The 17686-nt window shown below is 59.8% G+C and carries 20 protein-coding genes; 9 read left to right on the plus strand and 11 right to left on the minus strand.

All coding sequences use genetic code 11. The features are described 5' to 3' along the window. Positions 1-64: 64 nt before the first annotated feature. Complete coding sequence (locus tag K3727_16370) at positions 65-955, plus strand: LysR family transcriptional regulator (protein ID UWQ90343.1); 891 nt, start codon at positions 65-67, stop codon at positions 953-955. Here K3727_16370 and K3727_16375 read toward each other — a convergent pair. The 3 genes from K3727_16375 to K3727_16385 are packed head-to-tail and all read right to left on the minus strand — an operon-like array spanning position 952 to position 3163. Beyond that, entirely contained in the window at positions 952-1524 is a 573-nt protein-coding gene (locus K3727_16375; protein ID UWQ90344.1) for a thiamine pyrophosphate-binding protein, read from the minus strand. The genes K3727_16370 and K3727_16375 overlap by 4 nt on opposite strands. Continuing rightward, the gene (locus K3727_16380) at positions 1521-2069 is read right to left on the minus strand and encodes a decarboxylase (protein ID UWQ90345.1); all 549 of its coding nucleotides are present in this window, start codon (positions 2067-2069) and stop codon (positions 1521-1523) included. The genes K3727_16375 and K3727_16380 overlap by 4 nt, the downstream gene beginning before the upstream one ends. Next, positions 2069-3163, minus strand: a complete 1095-nt coding sequence (locus tag K3727_16385; GenBank protein ID UWQ90346.1) for an aminotransferase class I/II-fold pyridoxal phosphate-dependent enzyme — start codon at positions 3161-3163, stop codon at positions 2069-2071. Before K3727_16385 ends, K3727_16380 begins: the two co-directional genes overlap by 1 nt. 131 nt (positions 3164-3294) lie before the next feature. On the opposite strand from K3727_16385, the gene K3727_16390 reads away from it, so the two are divergent. From K3727_16390 to K3727_16425, 8 genes are all read left to right on the plus strand, one after another. After that, on the plus strand, positions 3295-4311 hold the full coding sequence (locus K3727_16390) for a succinylglutamate desuccinylase/aspartoacylase family protein (GenBank protein ID UWQ90347.1): 1017 nt from the start codon (positions 3295-3297) through the stop codon (positions 4309-4311). Between the two features lie 67 nt (positions 4312-4378). Further along, on the plus strand, positions 4379-5839 hold the full coding sequence (locus K3727_16395; GenBank protein UWQ93421.1) for an aldehyde dehydrogenase: 1461 nt from the start codon (positions 4379-4381) through the stop codon (positions 5837-5839). Between the two features lie 67 nt (positions 5840-5906). Continuing rightward, positions 5907-7265 (plus strand): Rieske 2Fe-2S domain-containing protein, encoded by a 1359-nt coding sequence (locus tag K3727_16400; protein ID UWQ90348.1) that lies wholly within the window; start codon positions 5907-5909, stop codon positions 7263-7265. Further along, positions 7256-7891 carry a hypothetical protein gene (locus K3727_16405; GenBank protein UWQ93422.1) on the plus strand — a complete coding sequence of 212 codons (636 nt, stop codon included), beginning with the start codon at positions 7256-7258 and terminating at the stop codon, positions 7889-7891. Before K3727_16400 ends, K3727_16405 begins: the two co-directional genes overlap by 10 nt. Then, the gene (locus K3727_16410) at positions 7891-8517 is read left to right on the plus strand and encodes a hypothetical protein (protein UWQ90349.1); all 627 of its coding nucleotides are present in this window, start codon (positions 7891-7893) and stop codon (positions 8515-8517) included. The genes K3727_16405 and K3727_16410 overlap by 1 nt, the downstream gene beginning before the upstream one ends. After that, on the plus strand, positions 8514-9707 hold the full coding sequence (locus K3727_16415; GenBank protein UWQ90350.1) for a DUF1116 domain-containing protein: 1194 nt from the start codon (positions 8514-8516) through the stop codon (positions 9705-9707). The genes K3727_16410 and K3727_16415 overlap by 4 nt, the downstream gene beginning before the upstream one ends. Beyond that, entirely contained in the window at positions 9704-11002 is a 1299-nt protein-coding gene (locus tag K3727_16420) for an amidase (protein UWQ90351.1), read from the plus strand. Before K3727_16415 ends, K3727_16420 begins: the two co-directional genes overlap by 4 nt. Before the next feature lie 29 nt (positions 11003-11031). Next, a complete protein-coding gene (locus K3727_16425; GenBank protein ID UWQ90352.1) occupies positions 11032-11355 on the plus strand; it encodes a (2Fe-2S)-binding protein in 324 nt (107 codons plus the stop codon). 54 nt (positions 11356-11409) lie between these two features. Here K3727_16425 and K3727_16430 read toward each other — a convergent pair whose 3' ends face one another. From K3727_16430 to phnG, 8 genes are all read right to left on the minus strand, one after another. Beyond that, complete coding sequence (locus K3727_16430) at positions 11410-12549, minus strand: alpha-D-ribose 1-methylphosphonate 5-triphosphate diphosphatase (GenBank protein UWQ90353.1); 1140 nt, start codon at positions 12547-12549, stop codon at positions 11410-11412. An 87-nt stretch (positions 12550-12636) separates the two neighbouring features. Further along, positions 12637-13194, minus strand: coding sequence for a phosphonate metabolism protein/1,5-bisphosphokinase (PRPP-forming) PhnN (phnN, locus tag K3727_16435; GenBank protein ID UWQ93423.1), 558 nt, complete (start codon positions 13192-13194; stop codon positions 12637-12639). Continuing rightward, complete coding sequence (phnL, locus tag K3727_16440) at positions 13191-13874, minus strand: phosphonate C-P lyase system protein PhnL (GenBank protein UWQ90354.1); 684 nt, start codon at positions 13872-13874, stop codon at positions 13191-13193. Before phnL ends, phnN begins: the two co-directional genes overlap by 4 nt. A gap of 2 nt (positions 13875-13876) precedes the next feature. Beyond that, positions 13877-14647, minus strand: a complete 771-nt coding sequence (gene phnK, locus K3727_16445) for a phosphonate C-P lyase system protein PhnK (GenBank protein ID UWQ90355.1) — start codon at positions 14645-14647, stop codon at positions 13877-13879. Next, a complete protein-coding gene (locus tag K3727_16450) occupies positions 14644-15507 on the minus strand; it encodes an alpha-D-ribose 1-methylphosphonate 5-phosphate C-P-lyase PhnJ (protein UWQ90356.1) in 864 nt (287 codons plus the stop codon). The genes phnK and K3727_16450 overlap by 4 nt, the downstream gene beginning before the upstream one ends. Continuing rightward, entirely contained in the window at positions 15504-16604 is a 1101-nt protein-coding gene (locus K3727_16455) for a carbon-phosphorus lyase complex subunit PhnI (GenBank protein UWQ90357.1), read from the minus strand. Before K3727_16455 ends, K3727_16450 begins: the two co-directional genes overlap by 4 nt. Further along, positions 16604-17170 carry a phosphonate C-P lyase system protein PhnH gene (phnH, locus tag K3727_16460; protein UWQ90358.1) on the minus strand — a complete coding sequence of 189 codons (567 nt, stop codon included), beginning with the start codon at positions 17168-17170 and terminating at the stop codon, positions 16604-16606. The genes K3727_16455 and phnH overlap by 1 nt, the downstream gene beginning before the upstream one ends. Beyond that, complete coding sequence (gene phnG / locus K3727_16465) at positions 17170-17625, minus strand: phosphonate C-P lyase system protein PhnG (GenBank protein ID UWQ90359.1); 456 nt, start codon at positions 17623-17625, stop codon at positions 17170-17172. Before phnG ends, phnH begins: the two co-directional genes overlap by 1 nt. Positions 17626-17686: the final 61 nt, after the last annotated feature.

Below are 17686 nucleotides of genomic sequence, written 5' to 3' on the forward strand. Positions count from 1 at the left end.
TCAAAAATATTATGAATTGCATATCAAGTTGTGTAATCTTGGGCGGAAAGGGGATAAAGGGTGCATGAAAATAACCTTTCGCCAAGTTGACGCCTTCCGAACTGTCGTTTCGACAGGCACGGTCACCGAAGCCGCCGCAATGCTGGGAATCTCTCAGCCAGCGGTGAGTCGGCTGTTGTCTGATCTGGAAGCCGAAGTCGGATTCAAACTGTTTCAGCGCACGGGACGGGTTCTGGTCCCGACCGAAGAAGCGCGGCTGCTGGTGGAAGAAGTCCGCCAGGCGGTCAGCGGCATGGAACACATCAAGGAAACGGCCGTCGCTATTCGAAATTTTGGCCATGCGCGATTGACGCTGGTCACAACCCCAACCTTTTCGACCCTGGTCGCCCCCAGCCTGATCGGAAAATTCGCACAGATGCGCCCCTCTGCGATGGTCAAGATGGAGATTGGCCCTGCTGACGATGCGGTGGAATGGATGGTGTCCCAAAGCTATGATTTTGGCATCACCACCAGCGAAACCCAGAACCCGTCGTTCGACAGCCTGACCATCACCAATGATGACGTGTATTGCGTGGTCCCCAAAGGGCACCCGCTTGCGGAAAAACGCATCGTAAAGGCGCTGGACCTGGCCGACGAAAACTTCATTTCCTACATCGCCACGTCGCGGTTCCGCTTTGAAATCGACAACTTTTTTGAATCCAAAGGTGTAAAGCGGCGGCTCCAGTACGAGACCAGAACCACCGATGCGATCTGTCGCCTTGTGGCGGCGGGGCTGGGTGTGTCTGTCGTGGGCTCCAGCGAAGGGTATCTCAGATCCCTACCCGGCTGCGTCGCGCTGCCCTTTGCCGCGCCGTTGAATTTTCGGGCGGTGTTGATCTGGTCGAACCGTCGCCCGCTGTCGGCGATTGCCCAGGATTTCCTGGACATCGCCAAGGCGAACGTGGATATCCATTAACCCCGGTTCAGGGCCTCGCGAAAGCTTTGCCGCGCGGCTGCGCTGTGAATGTAATTGTAGTCCCGCGGGTATGGATCCCCGGGCACAATCTCCAGCACAGACATTTGTGGACCATCCGCGCCAAGCACCTCGGGCAACCCGTCCTCAAGGGCCCCGAGATCATCAAAACTGCGGGCTCCCGCATAACCTGCAGCCCTGGCCAGACCTTCGAAATCCACCTTGTCCGCCCCTGGCAATGGATGCGCGCCATTCACTTCGTAAACGCGATTTGCCGCCAAAAAATGGTAAAGATTGTTGACGCCGGCATTGGCAATCGTGACCAGTGTTCCCAGGTTCATGAGCAGACTGCCATCGCCATCCAGAACAAAAACACGCCGGGTTGGATTGGCAAGCGCCAGCCCCAGCCCGTGCGAGGACGCCTGCCCCATAGCCCCCACTGCAACATAGTTCAGGTCGCGCGGGTTGATCGCAAGCCAATCAAAACAGCTCTGATAGACAGCAACAACAATGTCATCATTTTTTACGTGTGGAATCAGTGCCCTAAGGGCATCATCTCGGCGTAGGGTCATAGTGCCTCCGGGGAACGGCCAATCAGAAAGATGTGGGGGCGCGACTGTGCATAGGCCTGCGCGATCGCGTCTGGAATATGCGCCACATCGTCGGGCTCTTCGATCAGGGAATGCGACAGTTCCATTGCGTCCAGAACCGGGCGAATGATGCGCACACCATACGCGGCCGATTGATCCGGATGAACAGCCGGATCTTTGCCCTGCAGTCCCACCATCATGACAATCGGCAATTCATAATCCACACCAATGGCGCGGATCGCGTTCAGCGAATCCATCAATCCGGTTTGCTGCATCATCAGAATGGCCCGCGTTCCATTATATGACATCGCCCCGCAAATGCTGACGCCCTCGTCCTCCTTGCACACACGGGTAAGCCTAAAGTCCGGGTCCCGAGAGATCGGCCATAACAGGCCGTCGCTGGTCACAATATCCGGCACCGCCACGATTTCGCGCAGGCCAGCCTGCTTGATCAGATTTATGATTTCAGCGCCTGACGGATGCGCAACCTGCGGCGCGTCTGTATTCAAAGCGGGTGCAGCAACCATCACAAATCCCCTTTCAGAAACTCTGAAATCCCATCCAGCGTGGCTTGCATATCTGCCCTCTGTCCAATCGTGATCCGGATGTAATCCCGATAGGCCGGCGACGCAAAACGGCGAATCGCGATCCCCTTGTGTCGCAGGAATTGATCCACGGATTCCGCCGATTTCTTTGGATCCGCAAACTTGACCAAAATGAAATTCGCCTGACTGGGAATAACCTCGAGCCCCAGTTCTTCCAGCTGCTTGCTGAGCCAGCTTCGGTTCTTGAGGTTTTCATCATAGACGTATTTCAGATGCTCCGTGTCCTCCAACGCGGCCACGGCCGCCGCTGCCGATGGGGAAGCCGCCGGAAATGTCACACCAATCCGGCGCACCGAGTCCACCACATCGTCTGGCCCGTAAAGCCAACCGACGCGGGCACCCGCAAGGCCAAAGATCTTTGAAAAGGTTCGGCACATGACAACATTGTCGGCCTCCTCCACCAGGACATGCGCAGGTTCGTAATCCGCGGCATCCACGTATTCCTCATATGCTGCGTCAATCACCAGCAAAACATTGTCGGGAAGGGCCGCGTGCAGGCGTCGCACCTCTGCTCCGCTCAGATAGGTACCCGCCGGATTCTCTGGATTCGCAAGATAAACGATGCGGGTCTTTTCCGTCACCGCAGCGATCATCCGGTCAACCGACGGCTTGAAGTTGTCATCGGCCACCGAAACCACATCCGCATCATTGGCATGGGCGTAATTGGGCACCTTAAGGTACCCATTGGCCGTGCGAACCAGCTCGGTATTTGGTCCCAGATAGGCCCGCGCCAAACGCGCCAACAGATCATCGGACCCCTGACCAATCGTGATCCGACGTGCATCCAGACCAAAGTGCGCGCCAATCGCTGGCGCAAGCAGGCGGTCAGGGTTCTCCAGATACCGCTCCAGATCGGACACCGCAGCGCAGGCAGCGGCACGTGCAAGAGGGCTGGGACCAAAGACGCTTTCGTTTGAGTTCACAAGAACCGCCGCCGGCGGAACCGCCTGATCAGCCCCGCCGATCATATGTGCCTTTATTCGTTCAATTCCTGGTTTTGCGCGCGCGACTGCCATTCAGCCCTCCTGATCTGCATTTTCAATCCATCACACAAATGCATAATTTTTGCAATTCACTTTCAAAAAAATTATGCTAGAAAGAATTGCGAACAGAAACCCGCATCTCGGCATCAGGAGCGTGAACAGGTATGAAACGCAGCAAAAGCAGACTGTCATTGACTGTCGATCTGGCTCGGGACGGACGCCAGACAGGGGATCTGATGCTGCGATGGTCGGACAACACAAACCCGCTGGGGTATCATCCGGTCCCGATCATCAGCCTGAAAAATGGCGACGGGCCGGTTGTGATGATCCTGGGTGGCACCCATGGCGACGAATTCGAAGGCCCCGCAGCGATCATGCGGGTGCTGGCGCGCCTCTCTCACACCGACCTTTCGGGGCAGATCATTCTCATTCCTGCCCTGAACGCACCGGCGTTTCAGGCCTCCTCACGGGTTTCGCCTTTGGATGGCGGCAATCTCAACCGGGCGTTCCCAGGCGATCCGGACGGCGGCCCCACACAGATGATCGCACATTTTGTCGAAACAGAGCTGATGCCGCGCTGTGATGGCGTGATCGACCTGCATTCCGGAGGCAAGGCCTCCTTCTTTCACCCCTGTGCGCTGGCCACCCGAACAGCAGATGATGACCTGTTTGACCGCAACCTTGCTCTGGCAAAAGCCTTTGGCTTACCCTTGATCTGGCAATTGGGGGCCAACAACGACAACCGATCGGTCAACTCTGCGGCAGAACGCGCGGGCGTTCCAATGATCGCGGCCGAGCTGGGCGGTGGCGGCGGCGTGGATCCGGATATCACGTCAGACACCGAACTGGGATTGCTACGCTGCCTGACCCATCTGGGCGTTATCAATCAAAAGTTCCCGAACCCACCAGCCGCGCGCCGGGTCGAGATCACATCGGCATCCCATTCGCTTTATGCGCCGTCAAACGGGTTGTTTGATCGCCAGATCCGCGCCGGTCAGAATGTAACTGCTGGCGCATTGGCCGGGCATTTCCACTTTCCTGGCGAACCCGACCGCGACTCTCTTGCGCTCAAGTTCCCGCACTCCGGACTGATCCTGGCACATTGCGCCCGTGGGTTGGTGCGCCGGGGCGAACTGTTGGCCCTGATCGCGACAGATGTCCCAGACGCCCCACCAACCTGATCAGCACGACAATCCCCCCATCACGACAGGGCACCCGGACGAGATGAGCCACAAAGAGGTCAAGACGATGCAAAACTATCAGCCCTATGTAGATGGGCGCACGATACCCTGGTCTGGTGCCTGGATTGACAGCGTGGATCCTGCCAATGGTCAGGTGTGGTCCCGTGTTGCCCGCTGTGGCGCGGATGAGGCAGATTTGGCGATCAGGTCTGCTGACAAAGCATTTCGCGAGGGTGCTTGGGCTGATGCAACTGCGGCTCAGCGGGCCGACATTCTGGACCGTCTCGCCGATCATCTGGAAGCCCATTGGCAGGTGCTGGTCGAACCTGAAGTGCGCGACAATGGCAAGCGCATCACCGAAGTGCGCGGGCAGTTTTCGGGTTTGCACAGCTGGTATCGCCACTTTGCCGCCGAGGCCCGCACGCTGACTGTTGAACCGCAGGCCAACGCCATTCCCGGTGTAACCAGCGCCGCACATCCGCAACCTTATGGCGTCGTGGTGGCGATCACGCCCTGGAATTCGCCGCTGATGATCCTGGCGTGGAAATTGGCCCCCGCTCTGGCCGCCGGTAACACTGTGGTTGTGAAACCGTCGGAAATGGCCTCGGCCTCCACCGTCGAATTTGCCCGGCTGGCGCATGAGGCCGGGCTGCCCGCCGGGGTTCTGAACGTGGTCACCGGATTAGGGCACGAGGTTGGCGAGGCATTGGTGCGCCACCCGCTGACCCGCAAGGTGACATTCACCGGATCTGACTTTGGCGGCCGCAAAGTGGCCGAGGCCGCATCAGCCGGCGTGGTGCCCACCACGCTGGAGCTGGGTGGCAAATCAGCCCAGGTGGTGTTTGCCGACACTGATATGGACAATGCGATCAACGGGGTTCTGTCGGGGATTTTCCTGTCCAATGGCCAAACCTGTGTGGCCGGATCGCGGCTGTTGGTCGAAGAGACGGTCAAAGACACCTTTGTCTCCCGCATCATTGAGCGCGCCCGCGCGCTGCGGCTGGGTGACCCGATGGATCCCGATACTCAGGTTGCACCGCTGGCCAACGAACCGCATCTGCGCAAGGTCCGTTCGATGATCGTGCAGGCCAAGGATGACGGGGCCACCTGTCTGCTGGACGGATTGGAAACGGCAGCGGGGCGGGACGGATATTATGTCGGTCCAACGATCTTTGACGACGTCACCACAGATATGCAGCTGTGGCGCGAAGAGGTATTTGGCCCGGTTCTGGCTGTGACCAGCTTTGCCAGTGAGGCCGAGGCAATCGCGCTGGCCAATGACAGCGACTATGGGCTGGCTGGCGGCGTCTGGACCACGGATGCCGTCAAGGGCGCCCGGGTGGCCGATGCCATCCACAGCGGCACCATCTATATCAACCATTATCGCAGCGTTGACCCCGGCGCGCCTATCGGCGGCATCAAGCTGTCCGGTTATGGCCGCGAATTGGGGCCGGATGCGGTGAAGGACTTTTTGCAGGTGAAATCCATCTGGACCGGCACAGCCCCGGTTCCGGATCCATTTCCCTGACCGCCAAACACGCCTGAACACGCGCGAACACAGACACATAAAGACAAAGACGACATCGGAGGACCCCATGAACGAGACATTCAAAGCGCCCGAAGGCGACTTTCGCGGCCATGACCAGCAATCGGTCTGGTCCCAGCAACCCGATCCCGAGCTGAGCGAAGTTGGCCCCGGCACGGATTGCGGCGAATATATGCGCAGGTTCTGGATGCCGGTGGCAATGACCGATCAAATCGGCGATCTGCCCTATCGCATCCGCATCCTGGGCGAAGATCTGGTGCTGTTTCGTGAAACCGGCGAAGGTCGGTTGGGGTTGACCCACCTGCATTGCGCGCATCGCAACATGAGCCTGGAGTTTGGCATCATCGAACCCGGCGGCATTCGCTGTTCCTATCACGGCTGGAAATACGGTCTGGACGGCACGATCAAGGAAACCCCCTGTGAACCTGTGGCCTCGCAGGTCAAGAAGAAAGCCTGTCTGGGTGCCTATCCGGTGATCGAATACAAAGGGTTGGCCTTTGCCTATATGGGGCCGCGCGATCAGCAACCGCCGTTCCCGGTGATGGATACCTTTGACGAAGACGGCGATGAAATGTTGCCGTCGCTGATCAAATCCCCCTGCAACTGGCTGCAGGTGATGGAAAACGCCTGGGACCCCTTTCACGTGGTCTATCTGCACACGCTGGCCGCGCGGGTGCAGTTCCATGAGAGCTTTGCCCATATGCCGATGATCGAATTCCACGAGGCCAAATTCGGGGAGTTTTATACCAATGTGCGCCGCGACGGGGATTTTGTCTGGCTGCGGATTCACGACCATATGATGCCTTCGTTCACCCAGAATGGCGCGCATTTCCCGGTGCCCGATCGTGAACGTTACTTTGGCCGCTGTGGTCTGACCCGTTGGGTGGTGCCGATCGATGACACCCACACACAGGTCGTGACCTGGCGCCATTTCCGCGACGGCGACGACCCGCGCGGCCTGACCGACAAGTCCCAAGTGGGCTTTGGCAAAACCGATTTTTACGGTCAGGACCCTGATCGCCCCTATGAAATGCGCCAGCGCGATCCCGGCGATTACGATGCCTGGGTCAGCCAGGGACCCAAAAACATCCACAGCCGCGAAAACCTGTCCTTTACCGACCGTGGCGTGGCCAAGGTCCGGCGCATGCTGCGCAACGAAATCCGATCCGTTGCGGCGGGCAATCCGGTCAACCACCCCACTGATGACTATGATGGTGTGTTGCCGACCTATGCCGGTGATACCGTGCTGCGCATCCCTGCACAGGACGGCCGTGATGATGGCGCGGTGCTCAAAGAAATCTCCTTTGCTGTCGCCGGTATTTTCAAGGATGGGGATGAACAACCCATCGAGACGCGCAAACAGTACATTATCGATGCGCTCAAGGCATATGAGGCGAGCTGGGCATGACACGAATTCCACACAACCCCGGTCGGGTCGACTGGTCGGGGGAAAACCCCGGTATCTATCTCAAGACCGACCCGGCAAACCCCCAATATGACACGCTGGCGCTGTTTTTTCGGGTGGTGCTGTCGCCTTATGGTCGCGGCAATGCCGCGATTGTTCTGGGCGCGCCGGATGAGGCACGCGGTTGGCCGCATGTGCCCAATCTGATCATGACCGACAACCAGCGTCTGATGCGCTGGATCGTCGATGGCTGGGTCACCAAAATGCCGACATTCATCGGCAAACCGGGTCTGGAGGCGATGACCTGGCTGGATTGCGACAGCGTCGAAAAACGTCCCGGAGATCTGAAGACCCGGTATTCCGAAACCCTGCGCGGGTCGGGTGTCACGCTGGAAATGATCTGGCAGGACATGGGCCCGCCGCTGCCAGTCGAAGTGACCAAGGAAAACTCGGCCACCAAGGAACACGAGATGTATTCCGTGTTTCTCGAGGCCAAGCAGGCGCAGGTCAAACTCAACGGTACCGCCCTGCCCGGTCAGGTCGCGGACCGCCAGTTCTTTGGTCGCACCATGAGCACCGCCTTTCTGGCGTTTTCCGAAACCTGGGTCACACCGCAGGAGGGTAACTGATGCCGCTGAACGAACCAATTACACCCGGCGTGGTGGACTGGACCGGTGAAAACCCCGGTATTCTGTTGAAAGACGCCGATGGCAACTTCTCGGCCATGGCGTTGTTTTTCCGCGTGGCCTGGTCACCGGTGGGCCAGGGTCAGGTCCTGTTGCTTTACGGGACACCGGATGCCGTCCAAGGGTCGGACGAGGCCCCCAATGTGATCCTCAGCGACAATCCAGCGCTGACGGCGTTTCTCAAAGAGAATTTTATCAGCAAGCTGGCCGCCTTTGCCAATGCTCCTGCCTTTGACACCCTGCCAGAACTGGGTGCCCAGGTGGTGCGGACTTCGGGTGATCCGATGGGGCATCGTTATAGCGAAACGCTGGTGGCAGCGGGGCTGACGGTGGAACTGATCTGGGAGGATCTGCAACCGCCGCGCGCGTTGGAACTGTCCCCGCACGAGGTTGCCTCGGGCGAACAGAACATGTTTTCGCTGCTGGTGCCCGCACATGCCGCGCAGATCATTGTGAACGGAAAATCCCTGCCCGGGCAGCTCGGCACACGTGTGCAGGCCGGATATGAGACCACCACGGCGTTTCTCTATTTTTCCGAGACCTGGATCATCCCCCCGGAGGCATCATGACATTGCACCCAGCCGATCAACTGGCCTTTGACAGGGCGATGGTGACCCAACCTGTTTGGAACCGGTTCAACACCGCTGGCGAAGCCCTGGGGCTGGCGCAAAATGTGCTATTGCACGCCGGCCCGGCCTTTTCCAGCCCGGACCTGATCACGGCACCGATCCTGAATTCCGCCTGCGTTGCAGCAGTTTACGAAGGTGTCGCGCGGGATTTTGATCAGGCCGAGGCGATGATCAGGGCCGGAGAGATCCTGCTGAAACCGGCGCAGGATCATGATGTGGTCACGCCGCTGGCCGCGGTTGTATCGGCGTCCATGCCCTTGCACACGATCTATGACGCCTGGCGCGGGACACAGCGGATATTTACGCCAATCAATGGTGGATCCCGTCCGGCCATGCGGTTGGGCCTGCGATCCGAGGCGGTGCTGGAACATATTCGCTGGCTCAACACCCGGTTCCTGGACGTGTTGGAAAACGGGTTGGCCGAAGGCATGGCATTGGTGCCATTGGCCGTGGTCGGATTGGCAGGCGGTGATGATTGCCACGGGCGGACCCCGGTGGCCGGTGCCGCATTGGCGGCCGAGCTGATGGATCGCACCACCGGTGGGTTGACCGACGAAGACGCGTTGCAATTCTTGCACAGCTCGCCTTCGTTGTTTTTGAACCTGTGGATGGCGGCATCCAAGATCATGATGAAACTGGCCGAAGGCATTGATGGCTCCAGCTTTGTCACCGCAGCCGGTGGCAATGGGCGCGACGTCGGCATTCAGATCTCAGGCCTGCCAGGACAGTGGTTCACCACGCCCGCTGCCGCACCCCAAGGCAAATTCGATGTGGATCTGCCCACAGACCGTGCGTTGGGCGCCATCGGCGACAGCGCCGTGGTCGAAGCCTTTGGTCTGGGGGCCATGGCGATCGAGCTGAGCCCCGAGCAGAAAAAGGGATTGGGTGCTTACCTGCCCGACAATGCACGGGCGCGGACCTCGGGCCTGTCGGTGGGGGCACACCCCTATTTCCGCGATCTCGACATCCGGTTGGGCTCGACCGCGCGCGGCGCTGTGGAACAGGGCGCGGGCCCTGTCATCAGCCTGGGTATTCTGGATCGCCTAGGCGAAGCCGGGCGGCTGGGAGGCGGCATCTATGACATGCCCGTCTCTCCCTTTTCCGCCGCAATCGAGGCGCTGTCCGCATGAGTGCATTGAACCAGCTCTCAGCGACGGACATTGCCCGCCGGATCCGGGCGGGCGACACCACCCCTTCGGCGGTGATGCAGGCACATCTGGCCCGCATTGCCGCACGGGAACCGCAGGTGGGGGCGTTCCAGACCCTCGACGCGGACCGCGCCATGGAGAGAGCCAGGGCCGCTGATGCACTCCCTGTCAATGGCACCCCCTTGGGCCCTCTCCATGGCGTACCTTTTGTGATCAAGGATATTATTGACACCGACGACATGCTGACCAGTTGGGGCAGCGAGATCTATGCCAACCGACAACCCGAACGCAACGCGGCCTGTGTTCAGACCTTTCTGGATGCGGGTGCCATTCCGATCGGCAAGACCGTCACCACCGAATTTGCCTACTTCAAACCGGGCAAAACCGCCAATCCGCACAATCTGGCGCATACACCGGGGGGATCGTCGTCGGGGTCCGCTGCTGCGGTGGCTGACTTTATGGCCCCACTGGCGTTTGGATCGCAGACCGCCGCATCGCTGATCCGCCCTGCCGCCTATTGTGGCGTGACAGCCTTCAAACCGACAACCGGCGGCTTTGACCTGACCGGTGTCATGGGGCTGTCGACCTCATTGGATACGTTGGGCGTTCTGGCCCGTTCGGTCACTGATCTGATCCTCGCCCGCGCGGTTCTGTTGGGCCAGAGCCTGCCGCCATCGGCAGATTTTGACGAAACGCTGCCCCGGATCAACCTGATGCGGGGGCCGCATTGGCAGGACGGCAGCATCGAAATGCGCGACACCTGCACACGCGCCATGGCCGCGCTGGCCGCCACCGGAGCAGACACCGGCGAAATCGCCACGCCACCATCCTTTGCCGATCTGACACAGGCACAGATTACAGTCATGGGTTATGAAGCTGCGCGCGCCCGGATCAGCGAATATACGGCCGGTGGCGCAACCATCAGCCCGCAATTCCGTGCCCTGATTCAGGAGGGCCAACGTGTCAGTCAACAGGCCTATGATCAGGCCTTGACGCTCAGGAAACGTGCAAACCAAATGCTGGATGTTCTCTTCGCGGATTGCGATGTGCTGTTGGTCCCCTCTGCTCCGGGTGCCGCTCCCAAAGGGTTGCAGGCCACTGGCGATCCGCTGTTCAGCCGGATGTGGAATCTGCTGCAACTGCCCTGTGTCGCCCTACCCTTTGGGACAGATGCAGATGGGTTGCCTTTGGGAATTCAGCTGATCGGGCGACGCGGTGATGATGCGCGCCTTCTGGATGTCGCGGCCTGGGTTCAGGACCAGTTGCACCGCGCCTGACCATTTCAAATTCAAGAAGGATCTCCCCCATGCCGACCATCACTTTTGTCGACCACAGGGGCGTGCGTCGGGACATTGAAATTGCCGAAGGGCACAGCCTGATGGAGGGCGCGCGTGACGCCGGGATCGACGCCATTGCGGCTGACTGCGGTGGGGCCTGCGCCTGTGCCACTTGTCATGTCTACATTGATGACGCCTGGCAGGCCCGGGTCAGCCCGCGCGATTCAATGGAGGAGGAAATGCTCGATTTTGCCGCCGCCCAGACCGACAGCCGCTCGCGGCTTGCCTGTCAGATCACGATCAACGCATCCCACAACGGTTTGACGGTCCACACCCCGGAGACCCAAGGCTGACCCCTCGGGGGCGTGCTCAGGGCGGGTCCGGTGGCTGGCGTTCAGCGCCTGCCTTTATCCAACCTGTCGTCCATGTGACCACACCCCCCGCACCACTGGTGTGCCTTGCACCCGACCAATGCGGACAACGTCACCATGCAAACCTGGCTGGAGCATACCACGATCTGCCAACCCTGCTGCCCGCGCCGGCGCGGCGGTGACGGTTGCGATGGCCCGCGGCAAGTCATCCCACAGGTCAGCCAACAAAAAGGCCGACGTCATAAGCGCGGACGGCACATAATCCGACGACAAGATGTCAAGCAAACCACGGTCGGCCAGTTCATGAGCCGCCACATTGCCCGAATGTGACCCGCCCCGGATCAAATTCGGCGCGCCCATCATGACCGCGATCCCATGTTCATGACAGGCTTGGGCCGCCTCGATCGTTGTGGGGAATTCGGCCAGGCGGATGCCGTGCTGGGCGCTTTTTGCAACATGGGTCGCGGTGGTATCATCGTGGCTGGCCAATACGGCACCGTATCGCTGCGCCGCGGCGACGGCCTGAGCTTCGTGATGATCACCGTGGGCCGCGCGCAGGGCATACAATTGGGCGACATGGGCGTCAAATTCAGGATCGCTCATGCCCTGTTTTCCCTGCACATAGGCCTTGAGCTTGCCAATATCGCGGAACTGGCGCTGACCTGGGGTGTGGTCCATCAGGCTAACAATGCCAACCCGGTCCCGAGGTCCGAATTCGTCCATTTCCTCGACCAGGGTTTCCGAACAGACCTCGGCGCGCAAATGCAGAAAGTGAGAAATGCGCAACGCTCCGGCGGCCCGCATTTCCCACAGTTCGGTTGCCAGGTTGCGGGCATATTTTGCGTATCTGGCGCGGCCTGCCGGAATCGACCCGACACGCATCGCATCAAAAACAGTGGTAATCCCGACACTGGCCAGTTCGCCGTCGTGGGCCAGGATGGCTGCGGCATGGGGCCAATCCACCTTGGGGCGCGGCTGGATGTGACGTTCCAGGTTATCCGTGTGCAATTCGATCAGGCCGGGGATCAGCAGATCGCCATTCATGTCCTGGGCTCCGCTGATGGCAGTGCCGCCAGTCGCGATCGTGCTGATCCGCCCGTCTTTGATTTGCAGGCTGCCCTGGATAACCTCCTCGGGCAGAACGATCTGGGCGTTTGAAAGAATAAGGTCGTGCATCGGGTGTCCCGCCTTGCAAGCCCCCCATTTGCCATAGCTGTGTCACAACTGTGTGACGTGTATGATCCGGGGCGGTTCAGTAAACTATCAGGTGAATTTCGGTTTCTCTTGTTCCAGACGCAGCGCATCAACAAAGGCCCGGGTCGCCGCCGACAAAGAGCCGGAGTTGTCGATCGTGATGACCTCCAGACCTTTGGGCAACTTCATGCAAGCGCGGTCCAGACGGCGCGCGATTTCCTCTGTGCTTTCGCGCCCACGCGCCAAAAGCCGCGCCTCCAGAACCGCTCGGCTGGCCGTGACATGCAGAACCTTCAGCTCTGGGAAAACCCGCGCTGCCTCGACCAGCATGGCACGTGATCCGTTGAACAGCACACTGCGCCCCGCCGCCAGGTCATCGTGCACCTGAACCGGGATGCCATAGAACAGCCCATGTGCCTGCCACGACAGGGCGAACCCGCCCGCCGCGTCGCAAAGCGCGAATTCTGCCGGGCTGACCCCGGTAAAGGCTTCACCGCCTGCCGCTTCGGGCCGGGTTATCACGCGACGCACCAGACACAGGTCAGGCACTTCTGCCAGCGCCGCCTGCATCAGTGTATCCTTTCCGACGCCCGAAGGGCCGACGATGGCAAAAATCCCCCCCATCAGGCTGCTTGCTCCCGAGTAAAGGCCGACACGTCAATCTCGTGGTCTGCGACGCGGCGTCGGGCATCACCGTCATGGAAAATCCCGATGATCGCCGCCCCACGGGCCTTGGCCTCTTCGATCAGCGACAACACCGTATCGCGGTTGGTCGCGTCCAGGCTGGCCGTTGGTTCATCCAGCAACATTGCCGGATAGGTATGTGCAAAACCCCGGGCGATGTTGACCCGTTGCTGTTCGCCACCTGAAAACGTGGTGGGCGACAGGGACCACAGCGCTTGCGGGATATTCAGCCGCACCAGTAGGTCCTGCGCGCGGGCATGGGCCACCTCGCGTTCGCATCCGACCGCCAATAGCGGCTCGGCAACCACATCCAATGTCGCCACCCTGGGTACCACCCGCAGGAACTGGCTGACATAACCTAATGTTTCGCGCCGCAGGGTCAGGATTTCGCGCGGCTCGGCGCGGGCAACATCCACGCCGTTGACCAGAATACGCCCCGAGGCCGAGAGGTAATTGCCATAGATCATCCGCATCAGAGTGGATTTGCCTGCACCGGAATTGCCAATCAGGGCCACGCATTCGCCGGGGGCCACGGAAAACCCCGCCCCCTGCATGACCGAGATGACGGCACCTCCCTGATTGTGCAGGGTAAAGCTTTTGGAGACATTTTCGATTTGGATCATGGTCAGGCCTGCAATACTGAGGACACAAGAAGTTGGGTATAGGCGTGTTGGGGATCGTCCAGCACCTGGTCTGTCAGGCCGGTTTCCACCACATGGCCCGACTTCATCACCATCAGCCGGTCCGCCAGCAAACGCACAACCGCCAGATCATGGGTCACGATGATGGCCGACAGACCCATTTCGCGCACCAGACCGCGCAACAGGTCCAACAGGCGCGCCTGCACGCTGACATCCAGCCCGCCTGTGGGTTCATCCATGAACACCAACCGCGGACCAGTCACCAGGTTGCGGGCAATCTGCAACCGCTGCTGCATCCCACCCGAAAATCCTATCGGGCGATCATCCACCCGGTCTGAGTCAATTTCGACCCGTCCCAACCAATCGATGGCCTGATCGCGAATACCCCCATAGTGGCGCGCGCCCACCGCCATCAACCGTTCGCCAACATTGCCACCGGCGCTGACGTTCATCCGCAAACCATCCCGCGCGTTCTGATGCACAAAGGCCCAATCGGTGCGCCCCAGCATTCGCCGTTCAGGTTCCGACATGGACACGGTATCGCGCGGGCCCTGATCACGGGTGTCAAACAGGACCTCGCCCCGATCCGGCACAAGATGGCCCGCCAGGCAATTCAGCAGGGTGGATTTGCCCGACCCGGATTCGCCAACGATGCCCATGACTTCGCCCGGATAAAGGTCAAAGCCGACATCGCTACACCCGATACGATGCCCATAGGTCTTGTGAATTCCACGCACTGACAAAAGCGGGGTCATGCCGCGTCCTCCTTTGGGCTCAGTCGCCCTCGATGCCCGCTGTCGCAGCGGGTGGCACAGTAATCGGTGTCGGAGCAAACGAACATCCGGTTGCCCTGATCATCGACGATGAGTTCGTCCAGATAGCTGCGATCGGCACCACATAGATCACAGGCGTGATCCGCCTTTGTCGGCTCGAACGGGTGGTCTTCGAAATCGAGGCTCACGACCTGTGTATACGGCGGGATCGCATAGATCCTTTGTTCACGCCCCGCCCCGAACAGCTGGATCGCCGCGCTTTCCAGCTTGGGGTTGTCGAATTTCGGGATCGGTGACGGATCCATGACATAGCGCCCTTCGACCTTGACCGGATAGGCATAGGATGTGGCAATATGGCCGTGGCGCGCGATGTCTTCGTACAGTTTCACATGCATCAACCCATACTCTTCCAGGCTGTGCATCTTGCGCGTTTCGGTCTCGCGCGGTTCCAAAAAACGCAACGGCTCGGGGATCGGCACCTGATAGACAAGGATCTGGTCCTCGCTCAGCGGTTCTTCGGGAATACGGTGGCGGGTCTGGATGACACTGGCCTGGCTGGTGTGGGCGGTCACCGACACCTGGGCCGTGTTTTCAAAGAATTTGCGGATCGACACCGCGTTTGTTGTGTCATCCGCCCCCTGATCAATCACCTTCAACGTATCTTCGGGCGTCAAGCAGGCCGCCGTGACCTGCACCCCACCTGTGCCCCAGCCATAAGGCATCGGCATTTCACGGCTGGCAAAGGGCACCTGATAGCCGGGAACCGCAATACCCTTCAGAATGGCGCGGCGGATCATCCGTTTGGTCTGTTCGTCTAGATAGGCAAAATTATAGTCGCTCATTCCGCCGCCTCCATGTGGGGTTTCGTGCCGGTATCTCCCAGCACCTCGGCGCGCAGTTTGCGGATCAGTTCCAGTTCGGACTGGAAATCAACGTAATGCGGCAGTTTGATGTGTTCGAGAAATCCGGTCGCCTGAATGTTGTCCGCGTGGCTGAGCACGAATTCCTCGTCCTGCGCCGGCGCACCCAGATTGTCTTCGCCCAGCTCCTCCCAACGCAGCGCCCGGTCTACCAGCGCCATGGAAATCGCCTTGCGTTCGGTTTGACCAAAGACCAACCCGTACCCGCGCGTGAACTGGGGCGGTTCCGATTTGGACCCCGTGAACTGGTTCACGGTTTCGCATTCCGTCACTGTGATCTCGCCGATTTCGATGGCAAAGCCCAATTCTGGAATTTCCATTTCCACAGGCACGCTTCCGATGCGCAGCTCGCCGACAAACGGGTGATTGCGGCCATATCCGCGCTGGGTTGAGTATGCCATGCCCAACAAAAACCCTTCGTCCCCTCGCGTCAGGGATTGCAGGCGCAAAGCCCGATTGGCCGGATACTCCATCGGTGCGCGCGTCATATCCGGCGGTGTGTCATCCGACCGAGGCTCGCTTTGAATCAACCCGTCACGGTTCAGGAAATCAGTAATCCGCGGCATTTCGCCAGGCTGTGACGGGGCAGTCTGCGCTTTTGGCACCGGTCCATCGGCGGCCAATTTGAAATCCAGCAGACGGTGGGTATAGTCAAATGTCGGCCCCAACACCTGCCCCCCCGGAGCGTCCTTGAACGTGGCGCTGATCCGACGGTCACAGGCCATGGCCCCCGTCTCTACCGGGAGAGAATGCCCGATCCGGGGCAATGTTGTGCGATAGGCGCGGATCAGGAAGATCGCTTCGATCAGATCTCCGCGTGCCTGTTTGATCGCCAACGCCGCAAGGTCGGGATCATACAGAGATCCTTCGGCCATGACCCGATGCACGGCCAGCGACAATTGTTCACGGATTTGATCCAGGCCCAGCTCGGCCACATCCGGATCGCCGCGGCGGTCCTGGGCCAGCCAGTCATGGGCATTTTCAATGGCCCGCTCGCCCCCTTTGACTGAAACATACATCAGCGTTCCTCCACTCGGGTCGATCGCGGCAACGCCGCAAGGCTGGAACCAGCAGTGAAATAGAAATCCAGCCCCAGCGGAAAAAGGGCCCGATTGGCGACAAAGGCGGCAGTCTCTGGCAGCGACAGATTTGCCGCCTCCCTGATCCCCGGCCCGGTCAGACGCGCGCCTTGTTGGTTCAGGTGCTCCACTTCGACAATGACCGTGGCAGAGCGATCCGGGTATTCTGGTGTGCCAATTGGCAAAAGCGGCAATGGAAGCCCCGACCAGCGACCCACTGCGAATTGAGCTGAATCCGGTTCAACAATGGGAGCGCCGATATGAAACGCCACCCAGTTGCGGATATCCGGTGTGTCGAACCCGTCCGCCAGAAACAGGCGCGTATCCTGATCGCATAATGTCAGCAGCAACGTGGCAGCCGCCCGCGACATCGGGGCCGGAGCCTGTGCCCCTTGAATGGTCTCGATGTTTCCGGGTCGTGCCATCACGGACAGCGCCGCACGAAAGGCAGTGGCGGATTGAACTGGCGGGTTGTCAAACCCTCCTTGCAGGCTCTGATCCAGCATCAGTCTTCTCCTCGTGCCATTGTAAAAAATTCAACCTTCGTGGCCGCAGCATGTGCAGCACGGTCTTGTGCACGGCTGGTGGCCTCGCTGGCCAAGGGCCCCAGAATTTGAACTTCGATTTCGTCGGCACGGGGCGTCTGCATCAGCGCATCAACCAAAGCGGCGCGTCCGGCGTGATCACGGTCACGCCCCTGCACATAGCCATGCCCGACCTCTCCACTGTCAATTCTCAGCGCACACCGGGTCACAGTCATTTCGCCCAGGTTAAACGGCGCACCTGTGCCCCCCATTCGGCCCTGCACCATGACACCGCCCGTTTCCGGCACCCTTAACCAACTGTGGTCAGGATGATCCCCAAGACCATCCAGCAGCATTTGCAGCCGTAAGGGGGAGGCTTTGGCAAGCAGGCTCATCCAGCGCTTGCGTTCCGGTTCCGTGATCGCGGGGTTGGTCATTATACACCTTGCCGATTTGTCTAGATAACTATACAACTAGACAAATCATTACGGACCCGAT

It is taken from the genome of Rhodobacteraceae bacterium M382, assembly GCA_025141015.1.
Classification (GTDB): domain Bacteria; phylum Pseudomonadota; class Alphaproteobacteria; order Rhodobacterales; family Rhodobacteraceae; genus Aliisedimentitalea; species Aliisedimentitalea scapharcae.

Bases quoted from the DNA above. Each gene is read 5' to 3' on its own strand.
- phnK (UWQ90355.1), bottom strand. From the start codon at position 14,647: ATGACCCCGCTTTTGTCAGTGCGTGGAATTCACAAGACCTATGGGCAT.
- phnL (UWQ90354.1), bottom strand. From the start codon at position 13,874: ATGATCCAAATCGAAAATGTCTCCAAAAGCTTTACCCTGCACAATCAG.
- K3727_16450 (UWQ90356.1), bottom strand. From the start codon at position 15,507: ATGAGCGACTATAATTTTGCCTATCTAGACGAACAGACCAAACGGATG.
- K3727_16390 (UWQ90347.1), top strand. From the start codon at position 3,295: ATGAAACGCAGCAAAAGCAGACTGTCATTGACTGTCGATCTGGCTCGG.
- K3727_16430 (UWQ90353.1), bottom strand. From the start codon at position 12,549: ATGCACGACCTTATTCTTTCAAACGCCCAGATCGTTCTGCCCGAGGAG.
- K3727_16400 (UWQ90348.1), top strand. From the start codon at position 5,907: ATGAACGAGACATTCAAAGCGCCCGAAGGCGACTTTCGCGGCCATGAC.
- K3727_16410 (UWQ90349.1), top strand. From the start codon at position 7,891: ATGCCGCTGAACGAACCAATTACACCCGGCGTGGTGGACTGGACCGGT.
- phnH (UWQ90358.1), bottom strand. From the start codon at position 17,170: ATGCTGGATCAGAGCCTGCAAGGAGGGTTTGACAACCCGCCAGTTCAA.
- K3727_16370 (UWQ90343.1), top strand. From the start codon at position 65: ATGAAAATAACCTTTCGCCAAGTTGACGCCTTCCGAACTGTCGTTTCG.
- K3727_16415 (UWQ90350.1), top strand. From the start codon at position 8,514: ATGACATTGCACCCAGCCGATCAACTGGCCTTTGACAGGGCGATGGTG.
- K3727_16395 (UWQ93421.1), top strand. From the start codon at position 4,379: ATGCAAAACTATCAGCCCTATGTAGATGGGCGCACGATACCCTGGTCT.
- phnG (UWQ90359.1), bottom strand. From the start codon at position 17,625: ATGACCAACCCCGCGATCACGGAACCGGAACGCAAGCGCTGGATGAGC.
- K3727_16375 (UWQ90344.1), bottom strand. From the start codon at position 1,524: ATGACCCTACGCCGAGATGATGCCCTTAGGGCACTGATTCCACACGTA.
- K3727_16385 (UWQ90346.1), bottom strand. From the start codon at position 3,163: ATGGCAGTCGCGCGCGCAAAACCAGGAATTGAACGAATAAAGGCACAT.
- K3727_16455 (UWQ90357.1), bottom strand. From the start codon at position 16,604: ATGTATGTTTCAGTCAAAGGGGGCGAGCGGGCCATTGAAAATGCCCAT.
- K3727_16425 (UWQ90352.1), top strand. From the start codon at position 11,032: ATGCCGACCATCACTTTTGTCGACCACAGGGGCGTGCGTCGGGACATT.
- K3727_16380 (UWQ90345.1), bottom strand. From the start codon at position 2,069: ATGGTTGCTGCACCCGCTTTGAATACAGACGCGCCGCAGGTTGCGCAT.
- K3727_16420 (UWQ90351.1), top strand. From the start codon at position 9,704: ATGAGTGCATTGAACCAGCTCTCAGCGACGGACATTGCCCGCCGGATC.